11 protein-coding genes are annotated in these 14,903 nt (G+C 67.9%); 6 read left to right on the top strand and 5 right to left on the bottom strand.

All coding sequences use genetic code 11. The annotated features are described in order from the left end of the window. Nucleotides 1-178 precede the first annotated feature (178 nt). Both elbB and ABNQ39_RS08950 read left to right on the top strand, forming a co-directional pair. The gene (gene elbB, locus ABNQ39_RS08945) at nt 179-847 is read left to right on the top strand and encodes an isoprenoid biosynthesis glyoxalase ElbB (RefSeq protein WP_109051619.1); all 669 of its coding nucleotides are present in this window, start codon (nt 179-181) and stop codon (nt 845-847) included. 135 nt (nt 848-982) lie between these two features. Beyond that, entirely contained in the window at nt 983-1,552 is a 570-nt protein-coding gene (locus ABNQ39_RS08950; RefSeq protein WP_098739245.1) for a hypothetical protein, read from the top strand. Between the two features lie 159 nt (nt 1,553-1,711). On the opposite strand, the gene nadE is transcribed toward ABNQ39_RS08950, so the two are convergent. Continuing rightward, nucleotides 1,712-3,409, bottom strand: a complete 1,698-nt coding sequence (gene nadE, locus ABNQ39_RS08955) for an NAD(+) synthase (protein ID WP_376956968.1) — start codon at nt 3,407-3,409, stop codon at nt 1,712-1,714. A 264-nt stretch (nt 3,410-3,673) separates the two neighbouring features. On the opposite strand from nadE, the gene ABNQ39_RS08960 reads away from it, so the two are divergent. Both ABNQ39_RS08960 and ABNQ39_RS08965 read left to right on the top strand, forming a co-directional pair. Further along, nucleotides 3,674-4,657 carry a hypothetical protein gene (locus ABNQ39_RS08960; protein ID WP_376956970.1) on the top strand — a complete coding sequence of 328 codons (984 nt, stop codon included), beginning with the start codon at nt 3,674-3,676 and terminating at the stop codon, nt 4,655-4,657. Between the two features lie 153 nt (nt 4,658-4,810). Further along, nucleotides 4,811-5,221, top strand: a complete 411-nt coding sequence (locus tag ABNQ39_RS08965) for a nuclear transport factor 2 family protein (RefSeq protein WP_376956972.1) — start codon at nt 4,811-4,813, stop codon at nt 5,219-5,221. A 27-nt stretch (nt 5,222-5,248) separates the two neighbouring features. On the opposite strand, the gene ABNQ39_RS08970 is transcribed toward ABNQ39_RS08965, so the two are convergent. From ABNQ39_RS08970 to ABNQ39_RS08980, 3 genes are all read right to left on the bottom strand, one after another. Beyond that, nucleotides 5,249-6,472: a serine hydrolase domain-containing protein gene (locus tag ABNQ39_RS08970; RefSeq protein WP_376956974.1), complete on the bottom strand. Its 1,224-nt coding sequence runs from the start codon at nt 6,470-6,472 to the stop codon at nt 5,249-5,251. Between the two features lie 182 nt (nt 6,473-6,654). Further along, entirely contained in the window at nt 6,655-8,397 is a 1,743-nt protein-coding gene (locus tag ABNQ39_RS08975; protein ID WP_376956976.1) for an ArnT family glycosyltransferase, read from the bottom strand. Next, nucleotides 8,394-9,515 (bottom strand): glycosyltransferase family 2 protein, encoded by a 1,122-nt coding sequence (locus tag ABNQ39_RS08980; RefSeq protein ID WP_376956978.1) that lies wholly within the window; start codon nt 9,513-9,515, stop codon nt 8,394-8,396. Before ABNQ39_RS08980 ends, ABNQ39_RS08975 begins: the two co-directional genes overlap by 4 nt. A 412-nt stretch (nt 9,516-9,927) precedes the next feature. Here ABNQ39_RS08980 and ABNQ39_RS08985 point away from each other — a divergent pair, with 412 nt between their 5' ends. Then, nucleotides 9,928-11,937: a HAMP domain-containing methyl-accepting chemotaxis protein gene (locus ABNQ39_RS08985; RefSeq protein WP_376956980.1), complete on the top strand. Its 2,010-nt coding sequence runs from the start codon at nt 9,928-9,930 to the stop codon at nt 11,935-11,937. Nucleotides 11,938-12,097: 160 nt separating this feature from the next. Beyond that, on the top strand, nt 12,098-12,763 hold the full coding sequence (locus tag ABNQ39_RS08990; protein WP_376956982.1) for a hypothetical protein: 666 nt from the start codon (nt 12,098-12,100) through the stop codon (nt 12,761-12,763). Between the two features lie 97 nt (nt 12,764-12,860). Here the strand turns inward: ABNQ39_RS08990 and ABNQ39_RS08995 are convergent, their stop codons facing one another. Next, the gene (locus ABNQ39_RS08995) at nt 12,861-14,558 is read right to left on the bottom strand and encodes a methyl-accepting chemotaxis protein (protein WP_376956984.1); all 1,698 of its coding nucleotides are present in this window, start codon (nt 14,556-14,558) and stop codon (nt 12,861-12,863) included. Nucleotides 14,559-14,903 lie beyond the last annotated feature (345 nt).

Consider the following 14,903-nt stretch of genomic DNA (forward strand, 5'->3'; position numbering starts at 1 on the left):
CAGGACTCGGGTTGCAGACGGGACAGGCGGGCAGTCCTAGCACGGCCGGCGCGCCTTCCGAAAGCGGTCCGCGACCGATGCATCCGCGCAACAGGTCGGGCATTGCGTCGGTTGCCACGGTAGGCGCGGGAAACGGGCTGCGTTAGCTTGGCGGCAAATCCAATCTCGGAGACATCCTATGGCGGACAAGAGCTTGCGCATCGGCGTCGTGCTGTCGGGCTGCGGCGTGTATGACGGCGCGGAAATCCACGAGGCGGTCTGCACCCTGCTGGCCATCGCCAGGGTGGGCGCGGTGGCGGTGTGCTACGCACCCGACATTCCGCAGGCCCATGTCGTCAACCACCTGACCGGCCAGGAGACCGGCGAAAGCCGCAACGTGCTGGTCGAATCGGCACGCATCGCCCGCGGCAAGATCACCGCGCTCAGCGAGTTCTCGGCCGGCGACGTCGATGCGCTGATCTTCCCCGGTGGATTCGGCGCCGCCAAGAATCTCAGTGACTTCGCCTTCAAGGGGGCCGACTGCTCGGTCAACCCGCAGGTGGTGGCCGCCGTGGCCGCCATGCGTGCGGCCGGCAAGCCGATCGGCGCACTGTGCATCGCGCCAGCCATCCTCGCCAAGATCCTGGGCCAGCAGGGGGTGGAATTGACCGTCGGCAACGATCCCGGCACCGTCGCCGCCCTGGAAGCGATGGGGGCGGTTCATCGCACCGCCACCCACGGCGAGATCGTGGTCGATCCGGGGCTGAAGGTGGTCACCTCCCCCTGCTACATGCTGGACGCCACTCTGGCCCAGATCGCCGAGGGGGCGGAGAATACTGTCAAGGCTCTGGTCGATCTGGCGAAGTAAGCAAGACAAACGCACGACGAAGGAGGTAGCGATACCTCCTTTGTTACGCGCAATGTCACAAAGCTGGGCAATAATTCATTAACCGCCTTCCCACACCCTTTGCCTCGGTTTCTTTTTATCAGGCGAGGGTTGGCGATGACCTGCATTGTGGGATTGGTGGACGGCGATCGCGTGTGGATGGGTGGCGACAGCGCCGGGGTGAACGGGCTGGACATCACCGTCCGCGCCGACACCAAGGTGTTCCGCAACGGCGACAGCCTGATCGGCTTCACCAGTTCCTTCCGCATGGGCCAGCTGCTGCATTACCGGCTGGAGGTCCCGTCCCGCGACCATGACGCCGACCTGTTCCGCTACATGGTCGTCGACTTCGTCGATGCCGTCCGCAACTGCCTGAAGGACGGCGGTTACGCCCACCGCTCCAACGACGTGGAGACCGGCGGCACCTTCATGGTCGGGCTGGAAGGCCGCCTGTTCACCGTGCAGTCCGACTATCAGGTCGGCGAGGCGGTGCGCGGCTACCACGCCATCGGCTGCGGGTCGGATTATGCGTTGGGTTCGCTGGCCTCCACCGCCGGCCAGCCGCCGGAAGAGCGCGTGCTGAAGGCATTGGAATGCGCCGAGCTGTTCAACGGCGGCGTCCGTGCACCCTTCACCATCCAGTCCAGCCTGCGCCGCCCGCAGCTGGCGCTGACCGAAGCCGCGTAACCGGCGTCCCCGAACCCAATCTTCGACCAAAGTCGCAAGCAACGGTAAAGGACCTTCGGCATGATCGCCACGATCATCAAGCTGACGCGCGGCTGACTCCCGCACGACATCGGGATGGGGATGAAGGGGACAGCGGCTTCCCCCTTCACCCCGCCCACTCTACGGCAGATCGGTGAAGCCGCCGGCAATCGGAAAGCGCCGCAGCCGCGCCGCGGGCCGGCGCGACACCTGCGGACCCGGCGGAGCCCTGCGGCGGCCTGCTTCCGCCTGGACCACCAGTTGCCAGACTGCCGCCACCGTCTCCGCGGCATGACCGCGCGCCATGAGGCCGACCGGCGCCAGCCCGCCATCGAGCAAGCCAGCCAGCAGATCGTCCAACGCCTCCGCCGGCGGTAGCCCAGCCGGGGTTTCGGCTTTCATCCGGCGCGTCAGCACCCGGTCCGGCACCACCAGCCCGGCCGGCCCGCGCGATCCCGCCGGCTGGTTGCCGTTGCGCCAGCGCGCCAGTTCCAGCACCGCCGTCTTCGGCACGTCGGCCAGCACAGCATAGCCGCACCCCATCTCCTCCGGCGCAAGGCCGAGCAACCGGTCGGTGCGGTCCACGCTCGACAGCAGCAAGGCGCCCATCCGCTCCGCCAGCGCCGCCAGAGTCGCGGCACGCAGGCGGGAATGCATCCGGTCGACCGCCACGGCCGGTTCACGGCCGGCAAAGGCGGGCGCCAGCAGCGAGTCGGCGGCCTTCAGCAGCGGCGCCAGCGCGACATTGTCGAGGCGGCAACCCAGCAATTCCACGATCTCCGCCGCATCGTCCAGGCTGTCGGCCAAGGCACCGGCAAACTCCGCCTCCGGACTGCCTGGCAGCGGTGCCCGGACCGCCAGCACCCGCTCCGGCCCCAGCGCATCGACGGCAATGGCGGCGACAAGTGCCGAGTCCAGACCGCCGTTCAGACCGACCGCCACCCCCGGCGCGCCGGATTTCGTTACGGCATCGTGCAGACCCAGCACCAGTGCGCCATAAAGCGCCTCAGTTCCTTCGGCCGGAGCAATCGTTTCGGCCTCGGAACTGTCCCAGCCATCATCGTCTCCGCGCTCCCACCGGGTCAGCAGAAGATGTTCGGCGAACAGCGGGGCCTGGGCGACCAGCCGCCCGCCGGGGGCGAGCGCGAAGCTGCCGCCGTCGAACACCCGCTCATCCTGCCCGCCGATGAGGTTCACGACGGCCAGCGGCAACCCGGATTCCACCACCCGCGCGACGGCGGCCTGGACCCGTTCGTCGGCGCGGCCGGGAGCGAAGGGGCTTGCCAGCATGGCGACCAGCAGCTCGGCACCGCTTTCCGCCAGCGTTTCCGCAACGTCGCCGGTGGTCAGGTCGCCGCCGATCAGCAGGCCGATCCGCACCCCGCGAACATTCACCGGACCAGGCATCGGACCGCTATCAAAACAATCTTCCTCCGGCCCACCGACCTCGCCGGAGTCCGTTACTGCCTGGAAACGAACCGCAGCGATTGTCCCGCCATCCAGCAACAGCGCTGCATTGTGACGCTTCGATCCGTCGCGTCCCGAATCCCCACGCCCCAAATCCCCACGCCAGGGTGCGCCGACCAGCAACGCCGGCCCGCCGTCGGCGGTGTCCTCCGCCAGCGCCTGCACCGTTGCCTCCACCGCGTCGAGGAAGGCGGGAAGTGCGGCCAGATCCAGCAACGGGGCACCGGACAGGCCGACAGCGGGACAGACGACCAGATCGGCACCGCGCGCTGCGGCCTCGGCCCTCGCGGCACGGAGTCGGTCCGCATTCGCAGCGAGGTTGCCGGCAGCGGGATTGATCTGGGCGAGGGCGATGGACAGGCGGTCGGTCATGATGGCTGGCTCCCTTCTTCCGGGTCCTTTGGCGACAAGGGTAGCAGCCCCTTCCCCTTGGTGAAAGCCGCGGCTCGTCGCAGCTCATCACGAAGGCGGAACAAGTGGCGGTAAGTTATCGGATGAAGTTTCACAGTCGCTGACACTTAGTAAGGAAACGAATTTGTTTCAATCATTGAAAGAAATCCATGAAATTAACAAACGGTAAAGGTTGCCAGCGTCATGCTTCCGCTTGCACACAAACAACGCGATGCGGGGGCATCCATGTACTACGCGGAGCTCAGCGGCCCGAGCGGCAAACCGTCGGTGCTGTCCACGGCTGTGCAGAACGGCTCGTCAAAGACGGCCGGCACGGTGAAGGACGCGCTGGCCAAATCGGACGCGAAAACGGTGGACGGCGACAAGGCGGACAAGAAGTCCCAGTCGCCTGCCTACACCATCAGCCAGTCGATGGAATCGCTGCTGGACAGCATGACCGGCAAGAGCGGTGCCCAGGCTGCGGGCGGGGCCGCGGGCGGGGGTGGCGCCCTGGCGTCCAGCAGCGGCGTGGACCGTGCCAAGCAGGCCCAGTCGCTGATGCAGTCGGCGCTGGACCACGGCAAGGGCCTGGCCGGCATGTTCGGCAAGGGCATCGATGCCCTGAAGCAGGGGCTCGGCGACACGCTGAGCGCGCTCGGCGTTCCGCAGAACCGGATCGACGATGCGGTGAAGGGCTTCGGCGACGGGCTGAAGTCCAAGCTGGACGGCATGAACCTCAGCGACCTGTCGGTGGACATGCAGGCCACCCAGTCCCAATGGTCGATCGAGTCGCACGGGATCGACCTGGAAATCCAGGACGGCGACCGCAGCGTCAAGATCTCCTTCGCGAAATCGACCCTGGACTTCCGCCGCGACGACCAGCGCCTGCAGGCCTCACTGGGCAAGGGCGGCGACATGGCGCTCAGCGCCACCGGCATGACCACCACCGCCACCGGCAAGTCGACCGGCATGATCGTGCGGTCGGAAGGCTTCAGCGAGGATGAGATCAAGGATATCCTCGGCAAGTTGAACGACATGGCCGCCAAAGGCGGCGGCGGCGACGGGATGAAGGGGCTGGCGGTGTTGAAGCCGACCACCTCCAAGGACGGCGTCACCCACCTGACACTCGACCTGTCCAATCCGATCGCCGGGCTGTCGGCCGGGAAGAGCGGGACGGCAACCACTGCCGCGACCCCTGCGAAGTCTCAGAACGTCGATCTGACTGCCTGAGCCGGTACGACGCATTCATTGTCACAGCGCCGGCCCGGATCCGTCCGGACCGGCGCTTGCCCATGAGTGATTGCTTCTTTACAAGCGGTCCCGGTGCCGGCCCGCTGGGCCGGGTGCCGTCCGATCTCCCGGAACCATCGCCCGGACGAAGACATGACCGACCGCGACACGCTGCTGGCCCTCAACCAAGCCTTCTACAGGGCCTTCACCAACCGCGACGCCGCCGCGATGGAAGCCCTGTGGGCGGAAACGCTGCCCGTCTCCTGCATCCATCCCGGCTGGACCGCCCTGTTCGGGCGTGACGCCGTGCTGACCAGCTGGCGCGACGTTCTGCGCACCCCCAGCGGCATCACGGTGGAGGCCCGGAACGAGCGGGTCACCCTGCACGGCAACACCGCACTGGTGGTCTGCGAGGAAACGCTGGGCGATGCCGTCCTGGCCGCCACCAACCTGTTCGCCCGCGAAAAGGGCAACTGGCGCCTCGCCCATCATCAGGCAGGCCCCATAGCCCCCGCCCGCGCCGATGTCGAGATCCCGGTCAAGCCGCTGCGGCGCCTGCACTGAACCGCACCGCAGCCTCACGACAGGATCTCAGGGCAGGCTCGCCACCTCCGGCCGCGCTTCCAGCCGGCGGACGAGGTCGATCACCACATGGTCGGCGGTGACCTGATCGGGGTCGCTGTTGGTCAGGGCCACAACACCCCAGCGATGCGCCTTCGAAAAGGCGATGTAGGCGTTGAAGCCGCCGGTGGAACCGGAATGCCAGTGGATCGGCGTTCCGTCCGTGGCCCAGGCGACGAACCAGCCGAGCGCCATAGCCCCGCTTCCCAGGCTGCCCGGATCGGCCAGCGAGCGGCCATCCACCTGCACCGACTGCGCCAGCGCCAGGGTGGCCGCCACCGGCGGCGCACAGCCGTGACCGTCCGGCCCAACGGCGGCAGCGCCCGGGCAATCCCCGAGATTGGCGGAGAGCCAGCGCAGCAGATCGTCGGCCGAGGAATAGAGGCCGAAGGCGGGCAGCATCGCCGGCGCCTCCCAATCCGGCACGGCCCGGCCGCGGGCATGGCCAGCCGCCTTGCGCATCCGCTGCTCCGCCGTCGGGTGCAGGGTGGTGTCGCGCAGCCCGAACCGGTCGGTCACAACCCGTTTCAGCAAGGTCTCGTAAGGCTGGCCGGCCGCCGCCGCCAGCGCCTCGCCCAGCACCGACATGCCGGCATTGGAATAGCTGAAGCGCACACCCGGCGGCACCGGCAGCCGGTAATCGGACAGCCACAGCGCCAGCTCGCCCCGTGACAGCGGCTTGTAGGGATTGCGCGGGTCCTCCAGCCGGCTCCAGGAGAAGCGGGGGGTTTCCGGCACGTTCGGCAGGCCGGCGGTGTGGGTGGCGAGGTCGCGCAGCCGGATCGGACGACCGTCATAATCCGGCACGTGGGCGACCGGCACCGCGCCGACACGGCGCAGATGGCGCTGGAGCGGGTCGGCGGGGTCGACGCGGCCTTCCCGCATCAGTTCCGCCATGATGGTGCCGGTGAAGGGCTTGGTCAGCGACGCGATCTGGAACAGAGTGCGCCCGTCGGCCGGCCCGCCATCCAGGCGCCCGGCATCGCCCCGCCCGACCACCAGCGTCCGGCCGTCGCGGATGATGCCGACCACCAGGCTCCCGGTTCCGGCCGCAGGCTGCCGCTCCTCCACCGCACGGGTGACCGCATCGACCAACGGGTCGGGAGCCCGGTCCAGGCCGATAGCCCCGGTCGGACCGAGCGGAACGCTCCACAGCAGCAGGCAGAAAGCGCCCCAAAGCAGTCCGCGCCCCATGCACACCTCCGCCCGCTCCCAATCGCGAGCCTGGAGAGTGGGCAGACGTACGGCGGGCGGACAGGTCCGCGAAGGGCGATGCGGCGAAAGACGGGGCGGGAGCCGCCGGGGTACTCCCCAACTGCCCCATCGCCGCCCATCAGGTCAGGCTTGGCACGCCGGCATCGGTTATTCGCCAGCGGCTATTCGGTGGGGATTTCGGCCCTTGGCGGACGGCGGTCCTTGACCACCGACAGCGGCACGTCGTCGGCGGCGATCTCCAGGATCGGATGGCCGTCCAGCAGCGACGGGCACCGCTTCACCTGGGTGAAGGCCAGGAAGAAGTCCGCCTTGCGCCAGTCCGGCTCGATCCCGTTGACCAGACGCAGCCAGGGCGGCAGCTCGAACCGCACCGCCAGCGTGTTGCCGCAGACGGTCAGCGTGTATTGCCGCGGCGGGGCATGGCCGTCATTTTCGCGTTCGACATACTCGATCAGTTCCTGCAACGCCTCGTGCAGGGAATTGCCCCAGTAATCCAGCTCGAACTTGCCGTCGGCGCCGCGTACGCCCCCAACGAACTGGTTGTAATAGACGTACTGGTTCGGATGCATGGCGCCCAGCTGCCACGCGTACACCACGGCGACCACGGTCATCGCGGCGGCGAACCCCTGTCCCAGCGCCCGGCCGCCACGCTGCGACAGCGTCCACAGCCGGTCGGCGGCGATGGCGGCCATCACCACGAAAGGCGGCGCCAGGAACAGGAAATGGCGGATGCCGTTGTAGACGGACGGCCGCATCAACACGAACAGCAGGATCGGCAGGAAGCCCGCCAGCACCAGCGGGGTATAGCGGACCACGGTGAAGGCCCCGGCGCGCCGCCAGCCGCCGCGCGCCAGCCACACCGCCGTCATGATGACCGCGGCCCCGACGCCGATCACCACCGCCTCCGGCAGCTTCACCGCCAGATAGACCGGCAGATACAAAGCGGGCGGGTCATTCGAATGGACCAGTTCGCCCATGAACAGCGTCTGGATGTCGATCGGGAAGTGGGAGACGACGCGCAGCGCCTCCAGCGGGTTGCGGAACGGCCGCTGCACCACCCAGGGCCAGAACACCGCCATGATTGCGTAGGCGACCGGGATCGCCGGCCACAGGGACAGGAAGGCGCGCCGCGCATCGGCCAACGCCCAGCGGTGCCCCTCCTGCCGGGTGACCAGCGCGAAATGCAGCGCCATGGCGACCGCCAGATAGAAGCCGGCCAGCACCGCGCCGACGCGGATCGCCAGCGTCATGCCCAGCACCAGCCCGAACTTCAGCACGGCGCTCCGGCTGGGACGCGGCATCTGCTTCAGGATGCGGGTGGCGAAATAGAGCGTCCACACCATGCCGGCCGCGAAGGGCACATCCTTGGTGTTGTTGAACATGGCGCCGTAATAGACGCCGCTCAGCGACAGCAGGGCCGCCGCGATGAAGCCGGCCCGCGGACCGGCTAGCAGCCGGGTGTAACGCCAGGTTCCGGCAATGCCCAGCACGCCGACCAGCGCGCAGAGCAGGTGCCGCGTCTCGTATTCCTCGAAGGGGGAGAAGGGCACGATGACGGCGGTGACGAGGTCGAACAGCCCGCCGTAATAGGCCAGATCCTTGAAATGGAAGGCCGACCGGTCCTGGAAGCCGCTGAGGTAATAGGACAGCAGCTTCTTGCCGTAGATGTGCTGCACCTCCTCGTCGGTGCTGATGCCGTAGCTGAGGAAGGTCAGCGCCGCCAGGATCAGCACGCCCAGAAGAAGCGCGCGCGACAGCCCATCCCACAGGGCCGCCTCGCCACGCGGCAGCGCGCGGCCGGCCGCCGTGGCGGTGGAGGGTGCGGCTGTGGCGGGACGCGGGCGGCGGGCGGCGCCACCGGCATCCTCCCCGTCGCCGCTGTGCAAACGGGTCTCGATGCTCATCGGCGCGGCTCCTGCCCCGCTGCTCCGTCGCCGAAGCTTTCACCGACAGGGTCCAGATCATGCCCGTGCCGGCCGTCCGCCGGACCGAAGCCGTGGGCCGAGCGGACGATGAACAGCGGACGCCCCTTCACCTCGGCGAAGACGCGGCCCAGATAGTCGCCGATGATGCCCAGGGTGATCAGTTGGAGGCCGCCCAGGAACAGCACGGCGACCAGCAGCGATTCATAGCCCGGCACGTCGATGCCGTGGATCAGCGTGCGGATCAGGCGGATCAGGATATAGACGAAGGCGACGCCGGACACCGCCATGCCGACCAGACTCCACACCCGCAGCGGGAAGGTGGAGAAGGCGGTCAGCCCGTCGAAGGACAGGCGCAGCAGCTTGACGAAGCCCCATTTGGTATCGCCGCCGGCACGCTCGCCCTGCTCGTAGGGGATCGCGGCCTGACGGAAGCCGACCCAGGCGAAGATGCCCTTCATGAAGCGCGTGCGCTCCGGCATCCGGTTGATGACCTCGACGACGCGGCGGTCCATCAGGCGGAAATCGCCGACCTCGCGCGGCAGCTTGATCTCCGACAGATGGTCGAAGACCCAGTAGAACAGACGGGCAAACAGCCGGTGCTTCAGGCTCTGCCCGACACGGGCATGGCGCACCGCGACCACCACGTCGAAGCCCTCGCGCCACTTGGCGATGAAGGCCGGCAGCAGTTCCGGCGGATGCTGAAGGTCGGCGTCCATCGGCACGATGGCGTCGCCGGTGGTGTGGCTGAGCCCGGCGGAGAGCGCCAGTTCCTTGCCGAAATTGCGCGACAGGTCGACGACCTTCACCCGGGGCTCGCGGTCATGGACGTCCAGCAGTCGGTCGACGGTGTCGTCGCGGCTGCCGTCGTTGACGCACACCACCTCCCAATCCATGCCGAGCCCGTCCAGCACCGGCACCAGCCGGCCGAACAGGGCGTCGATGTTGGGACCCTCGTTGTAGAAGGGAATGACGACCGACAGGCAGCCGCGCCGTGGACGGCCGTATCGGTCTGCCGGGGGGCGGTCGGCCGCAGGACGGGCGGGAGCGGTGCGGGCATCCGGAGAAGCCGCGGAAAGGGGCGCGTCGGGAATGGACATGGCCAGCCGTCGGATCAAAGCGTCAGGGACCGGGAGATGGGGGAATCGGCGACGACCCCGGACGGCCGCTGCGCCCTTTGGCATATATCACGATACGGGGGGATGTTCAAAATGCCTCTCCTGTGACCGCCGCGGCACAAAAAATGGACTGTTCACCCGTGAAAGCGTCCGCACACCCGCCACCCGCAGTCCAACGAAACAGGCAAACATCCGGCGTTGCGGTTTATTCCAACGATGCGGAACGACTGCTTTCCCCTAGGTCATTCATGGGTCTCTTCGGCTATCGGCGGGCAGGGCCGGTCCATACCGGGGCATGTGGCATGCTTCCTGAAACCGGCTTTTGGGAACAGGTCGCTATCACTGACCTTTTCAGGTTCCGCGCAGCACCCCCGTGCCGATGGAGGCCCCGGCCATGAGCCTTTTCAATCGCTTTTCCGTAGGAACGAAGATCACGGCGGCCAGCGCCGGCATCCTAGTGTTCCTGGTGCTGATCGGCGGCATCGGCGTGGCGGCCCTGTCGGAGGCCGGTGGCGCGGTGGACACCTACCGGCAGCTCGGCCAGCAGACCAACGAGCTGGGGCGCATCCAGGCCCTGATGCTGGAGATGCGCCAGCAGGCCACCCGCTTCCTGCTGACCGGCGATCCGGAGGTCGGCGCGACCGTCCGGCGCACGGCGCAGGAGGCGGCGCAGACCATCGACAAGACCCGCGCTTTGGTCACCGACCCTGCCCTGTTGCAGACCGCCGACCATATGGCGCAGGAGATCGCCCAATACCAGGATGCCTTCGCCGCCGCGATGGATTTCCAGGCCCAGCGCAGCAAGGCCATCTCCGAACTGGACGAGATCGGCCCGCGGCTGGAAAGCGCGCTGGACAACATCATGGACAGCGCCAGCACCGGGGGCGACACCGACGCTGCCTATTTGGCAGGCATGGCGTTGCGCCACATGCTGTCGGCCCGCATTTCGGCGACGCGCTACAACATCGACGGCTCTCCGGCCCTGGCCAGCCAGACCCGGTCCCAGTTCACCGATGCCGCCAGCCGTGGCGGTGCCATGATGGCGAAGCTGACCGACATGGACCGCCGCAAGATGGCGATGTCCTACACCGCCATGCTGCGCGTCTACATCACCGGCTTCAACGGCGTGGTCAAGGCGACAACCGAGCGTGACCGGCTGGTCAAGGAGGTGCTGATCCCCGTCGGCGATTCCATCGCCAAGGAGGCGGAGCAGCTGACGGTGGCGAGCGTCGACGCCCAGAAGAGCCTGGGCATGGCAACCGGCGCCTTCATCGACAAGGCGCGCGGCGGGATGACGATCGCCTCGCTGATCGCGGTGGTGCTGGGGCTGGCGACGGCGCTGCTGATCGGCCGCGGGTTGTCGCGGCCGGTGGTGGCGATGACTGACCGCATGACCCGCTTGGCCGCCGGCGACCGCAGCGTCGACATTCCCGGACTGCAGCGCGCCGACGAGATCGGCGGCATGGCCAAGGCCCTGCAGGTGTTCAAGGACAGCCTGATCGAAAGCGACCGGCTGGCCGAGGCCCAGCGCGCCGACCACGAGGCCCAGCGCAGCCGCGGCGAGCGCATCGACCGGCTGACCCAGGAGTTCGACCGGCTGGTGTTGCAGGCACTGGGCCGGGTGTCGGCGGCGGCGACGCAGTTGCAGGCGACCGCCCAGACCATGTCGGCAACCGCCGAGCAGACCACCCGGCAGGCCGATGCGGTCGCCAACGCCTCCCATGAGGCGACCGGCAATGTGGAGACGGTGGCCGCCGCGACGGAGGAACTGACCGCCTCCATCGCCGAGATCGGCCGGCAGGTGGCGGAAAGCACCCGGATCGCCGGACAGGCGGTCGCCACCGCCGAGAGGACCGACGGCACCGTCCGCGGGCTGGTCGACGCCGCCCAGCGCATCGGCGAGGTGGTCCAGTTGATCACCGACATCGCCAGCCAGACCAACCTGCTGGCACTGAACGCGACCATCGAGGCGGCCCGTGCCGGCGAGGCGGGCAAGGGCTTCGCCGTGGTGGCGTCGGAGGTGAAGAGCCTCGCCAGCCAGACCGCCAAGGCGACCGAGGAAATCGGCAGCCAGATCGCCGGCATCCAGGACATCAGCCGGCAGGCGGCGGGCGCCATCGCCGAGATCGGCCGGGTGATCGCCGAGATCAACCACATCTCCACCACCATCGCCGCCGCGGTGGAGGAACAGGGGGCTGCGACCAAGGAGATCAGCCGCAACGTCCAGCAGGCGGCGCGCGGCACGCAGCAGGTGTCCGGCAACATCGCCGGCGTGTCGGAGGCCGCAGCCTCCACCGGCGATGCCTCGCGCGAGGTGCTGACCGCCGCCGACGGGCTGAACCACGAGGCGACCGACCTGCGCGGCTTCGTGTCGCGCTTCCTGTCCGACATGCGCGCGGCGTAAGAAACCGCATCGATCCCAAGCGGCACCATGACAGTTATGGCGCCGGCAGGACCCGAAAAGACCGGGACTTGCCGGCGCCATTGTCTTGCCGGGCAGCCCTGCTGCTCTGCACGGTTACATTCCCCTTGCGCCGGGACGCCCCCTTGGGCAAATAGGCCCGATGATCCTGACCCCCATCGCCATCGACGACATGCCGAAGGCCATCGCCGCCTTCGACGCCCATCTGGACGGCCATGCCCAAGCGCGCGCCGCCTTCCGCCGGATCGCCTCGACCTGGCCCGTGCGGCCGGACGACGAGCCGGGCGGTGGCGTCGACACGCCGGCCCACCGGGCGAACGCTGTGCGGCTGGCCCATGCCCATGGCATCGACACGCTGGACGAGCCGCCCAGCCGCTCCTTCATGTGGGACGGCAAGGTGATCCGCACCGATGTCGAGGCGACGGTGATCGTGCATGAGGTAGCGCACTGGCTATGCGCAACGCCGGAACGGCGGACGCTGATCGATTACGGCCTGGGCCCGGGTCCGGAGACCACCGCCCGCAAGGAAGCGCGCGCCGACAAGCGCCTGTGCTTCGAGGACTGCATGCATGAGGAGCAGCAGACGTCGCTGCTCGGCGTGCTGTGGGAGGTCGAGCTGGGCCAGCCAGGGATCCTGGCCTTCCTGGAGCAGAACTGGATGGAGCATTGGGAGCGGTCGAGCACCGCTGCCTTCTTCATCCGCCATGCTGTGGAACTGTTCGCCCGCGGCCTGATCGACGCCGACGGCCGGCCGACGACGGCACGCGACTGGGCGGATGCACGCAAGACGGTGCTGGAGAGCGTCTGACGCCTAAAGAAACCGGAAGCCGGATCGAAAAACGCCCTCTCCTGCACAATGCGGGAGAGGGCGTTTTTCGTTTTACCTCACCGTTACATTCCCGCCGTCACGCCGCGGTGATGCGGGTGATGAAGGCCTCGATCTCGTGGTCAAGGCGGTTGAAGCTGCGCGACAGTTCCTCGGTCGTGTTCTGCACCGATCCGGCGGAATGGCCGGTGGTTTCGGCGGCCTGCTGGACCAGACGCATCTCCTGCATCACCGCCATGGTGTCGACGGCGGCGCGCTGGGAGCGGGCGCTGATGTCGCGGGTGGCGGCATCCTGCTCCTCCACCGCCGCGGCGACGGTACCGAGGGACTCGTCGACCTGCCGGATGGTGCCGACGATGGCACGGATGGCGCCGACCGCCGCATGGGTCGCGGCCTGGACCGCAGCGATTTCGGCACCGATCTCCTCGGTCGCCTTGGCGGTCTGGTTGGCGAGGCTCTTCACCTCCTGGGCCACCACGGCAAAGCCCTTGCCGGCCTCGCCGGCGCGCGCCGCCTCGATGGTCGCGTTCAGCGCCAGCAGGTTGGTCTGGCCGGCGATGGACTGGATGAGGCCGACGACCTCTTCGATCTTGCGACTGGCTTCGCTCAGCCCCTGGACGATGCTGTCGGTGCGTCCGGCCTCATCCACCGCGCCGCGGGCGAGCTGCGCCGACTGGCTGATGGAGCGGGTGATCTCGTCGATGGAGGCGCGGAGCTGCTCGGCGCCGGCGGCGACGCTTTCGACCTCGCTGGTCGCCTCCTGCACCGAATGGGCGACGCTGTCGCTGTGGTGGCTGGTCTGCTTGGCGTTGTCGAGCATCGAGTTGGCTTCGTTGCGCATCGACGTCGCCGACCGCACCACCTCGCCCATCATCGCCTTGACCGACGCCTCAAGGTCGTTGGCGAGCGCCGTCATCGCCTGCCGCCGCTCCTGCTCGTTGCGCAGGCGCATCGCTTCCTGCTCCCGCGAGAGTTCCTGCACGCGGACCGCATTTTCCTTGAAGACCTGAACCGTACGGGCCATCTGGCCGATCTCGTCGCCGCGCTCCGCAGCGGGGATGTCCGCCTCCAGGTTGCCGCGGGCCAGCCGCTCCATCACGTCGGTCAGGCGCACGATCGGGCGGGCGATGTTCATGCCGATGAACAGCGCGACACCGACCGTCACCAGCAGAGCCGCCGCGGCCACCGCCATGAAGGCCTGGGTGGTGTTGTCGACCGATGCGTTGACCTCGGCGTAGGCGTCGGTCGAAACCTTGCGCTTGTAGGTCAGATAGTCGCGGCTGGTTCCCTGCAATCGGGTGTAGGCGGCCTGCACCTCCTGCAGGAAGTCCAGCGGATCGACACCCATCTTCAGCAGGTCGAGGAAGCTGCCCACCTTCGCCAGATAGGTGGCGGCGTCGGCACCGAACCGCTCGAAGAACTTCGCCTCCTCGTCGGTGTCGGCGGTGGCGCCCTTCAGCGCCTCCGACTGGCTCTTCAGCTTGCCGAGCTGATTGCTGAGGGCCTTCATCTCCTCTTCCACCGCCTTCGGCGAGGCGTTCGCACTGCTGAGGATCACGGTCCGGTACATGCCGGCGTGGGCCACCGTCAGGGTATCGGTCAGCCCCTGGATTTCCGCTTCCCGGGTGAAGGAGCGGTTGAACAGGGCGTCGAGCAGCGTGGACTGCTGGGTGATCGCCGACCAGCCGAGCAGCGCGATCACCAGCATGCCGATGATCGCCGTCGTCGCCGGAATGGCCATCTTGACGGGGATGTGGAAGTTGTTGAGGAGGGTCATGGGGCACCTGCGTCGGCCGGCTGTCCGTGGCGCGAACGATCCGGTATGGCATTGGGGCGGAGGAACGTGCGGCTGCCGCGCGACGCCGCTCCGGTCGATGAAACCCTGCGGGGACGGACTCCCGCGCCGGTTCCGGGAATGGCATCGAGGCGGCCTGCCCGCCGGCACGGCCATCGCTGCGCCATCTCACCCGGAAAATCTTTTACAATGATTAACGCGCTTATTTTTGTGCGAGTCTTTGATATGACGCACTTGGCTCCGAATTTCTTCGACGCCGAAGCGTTACGAGTCTTGAACATACTATGATATGCGGCAGAAGAGGCGGATTTATTGTTATCCGAAACG

Origin of the sequence: Azospirillum sp. A26 (assembly GCF_042604635.1) — a bacterium.
In the GTDB taxonomy this organism is placed as follows: Bacteria; Pseudomonadota; Alphaproteobacteria; order Azospirillales; family Azospirillaceae; genus Azospirillum; species Azospirillum palustre.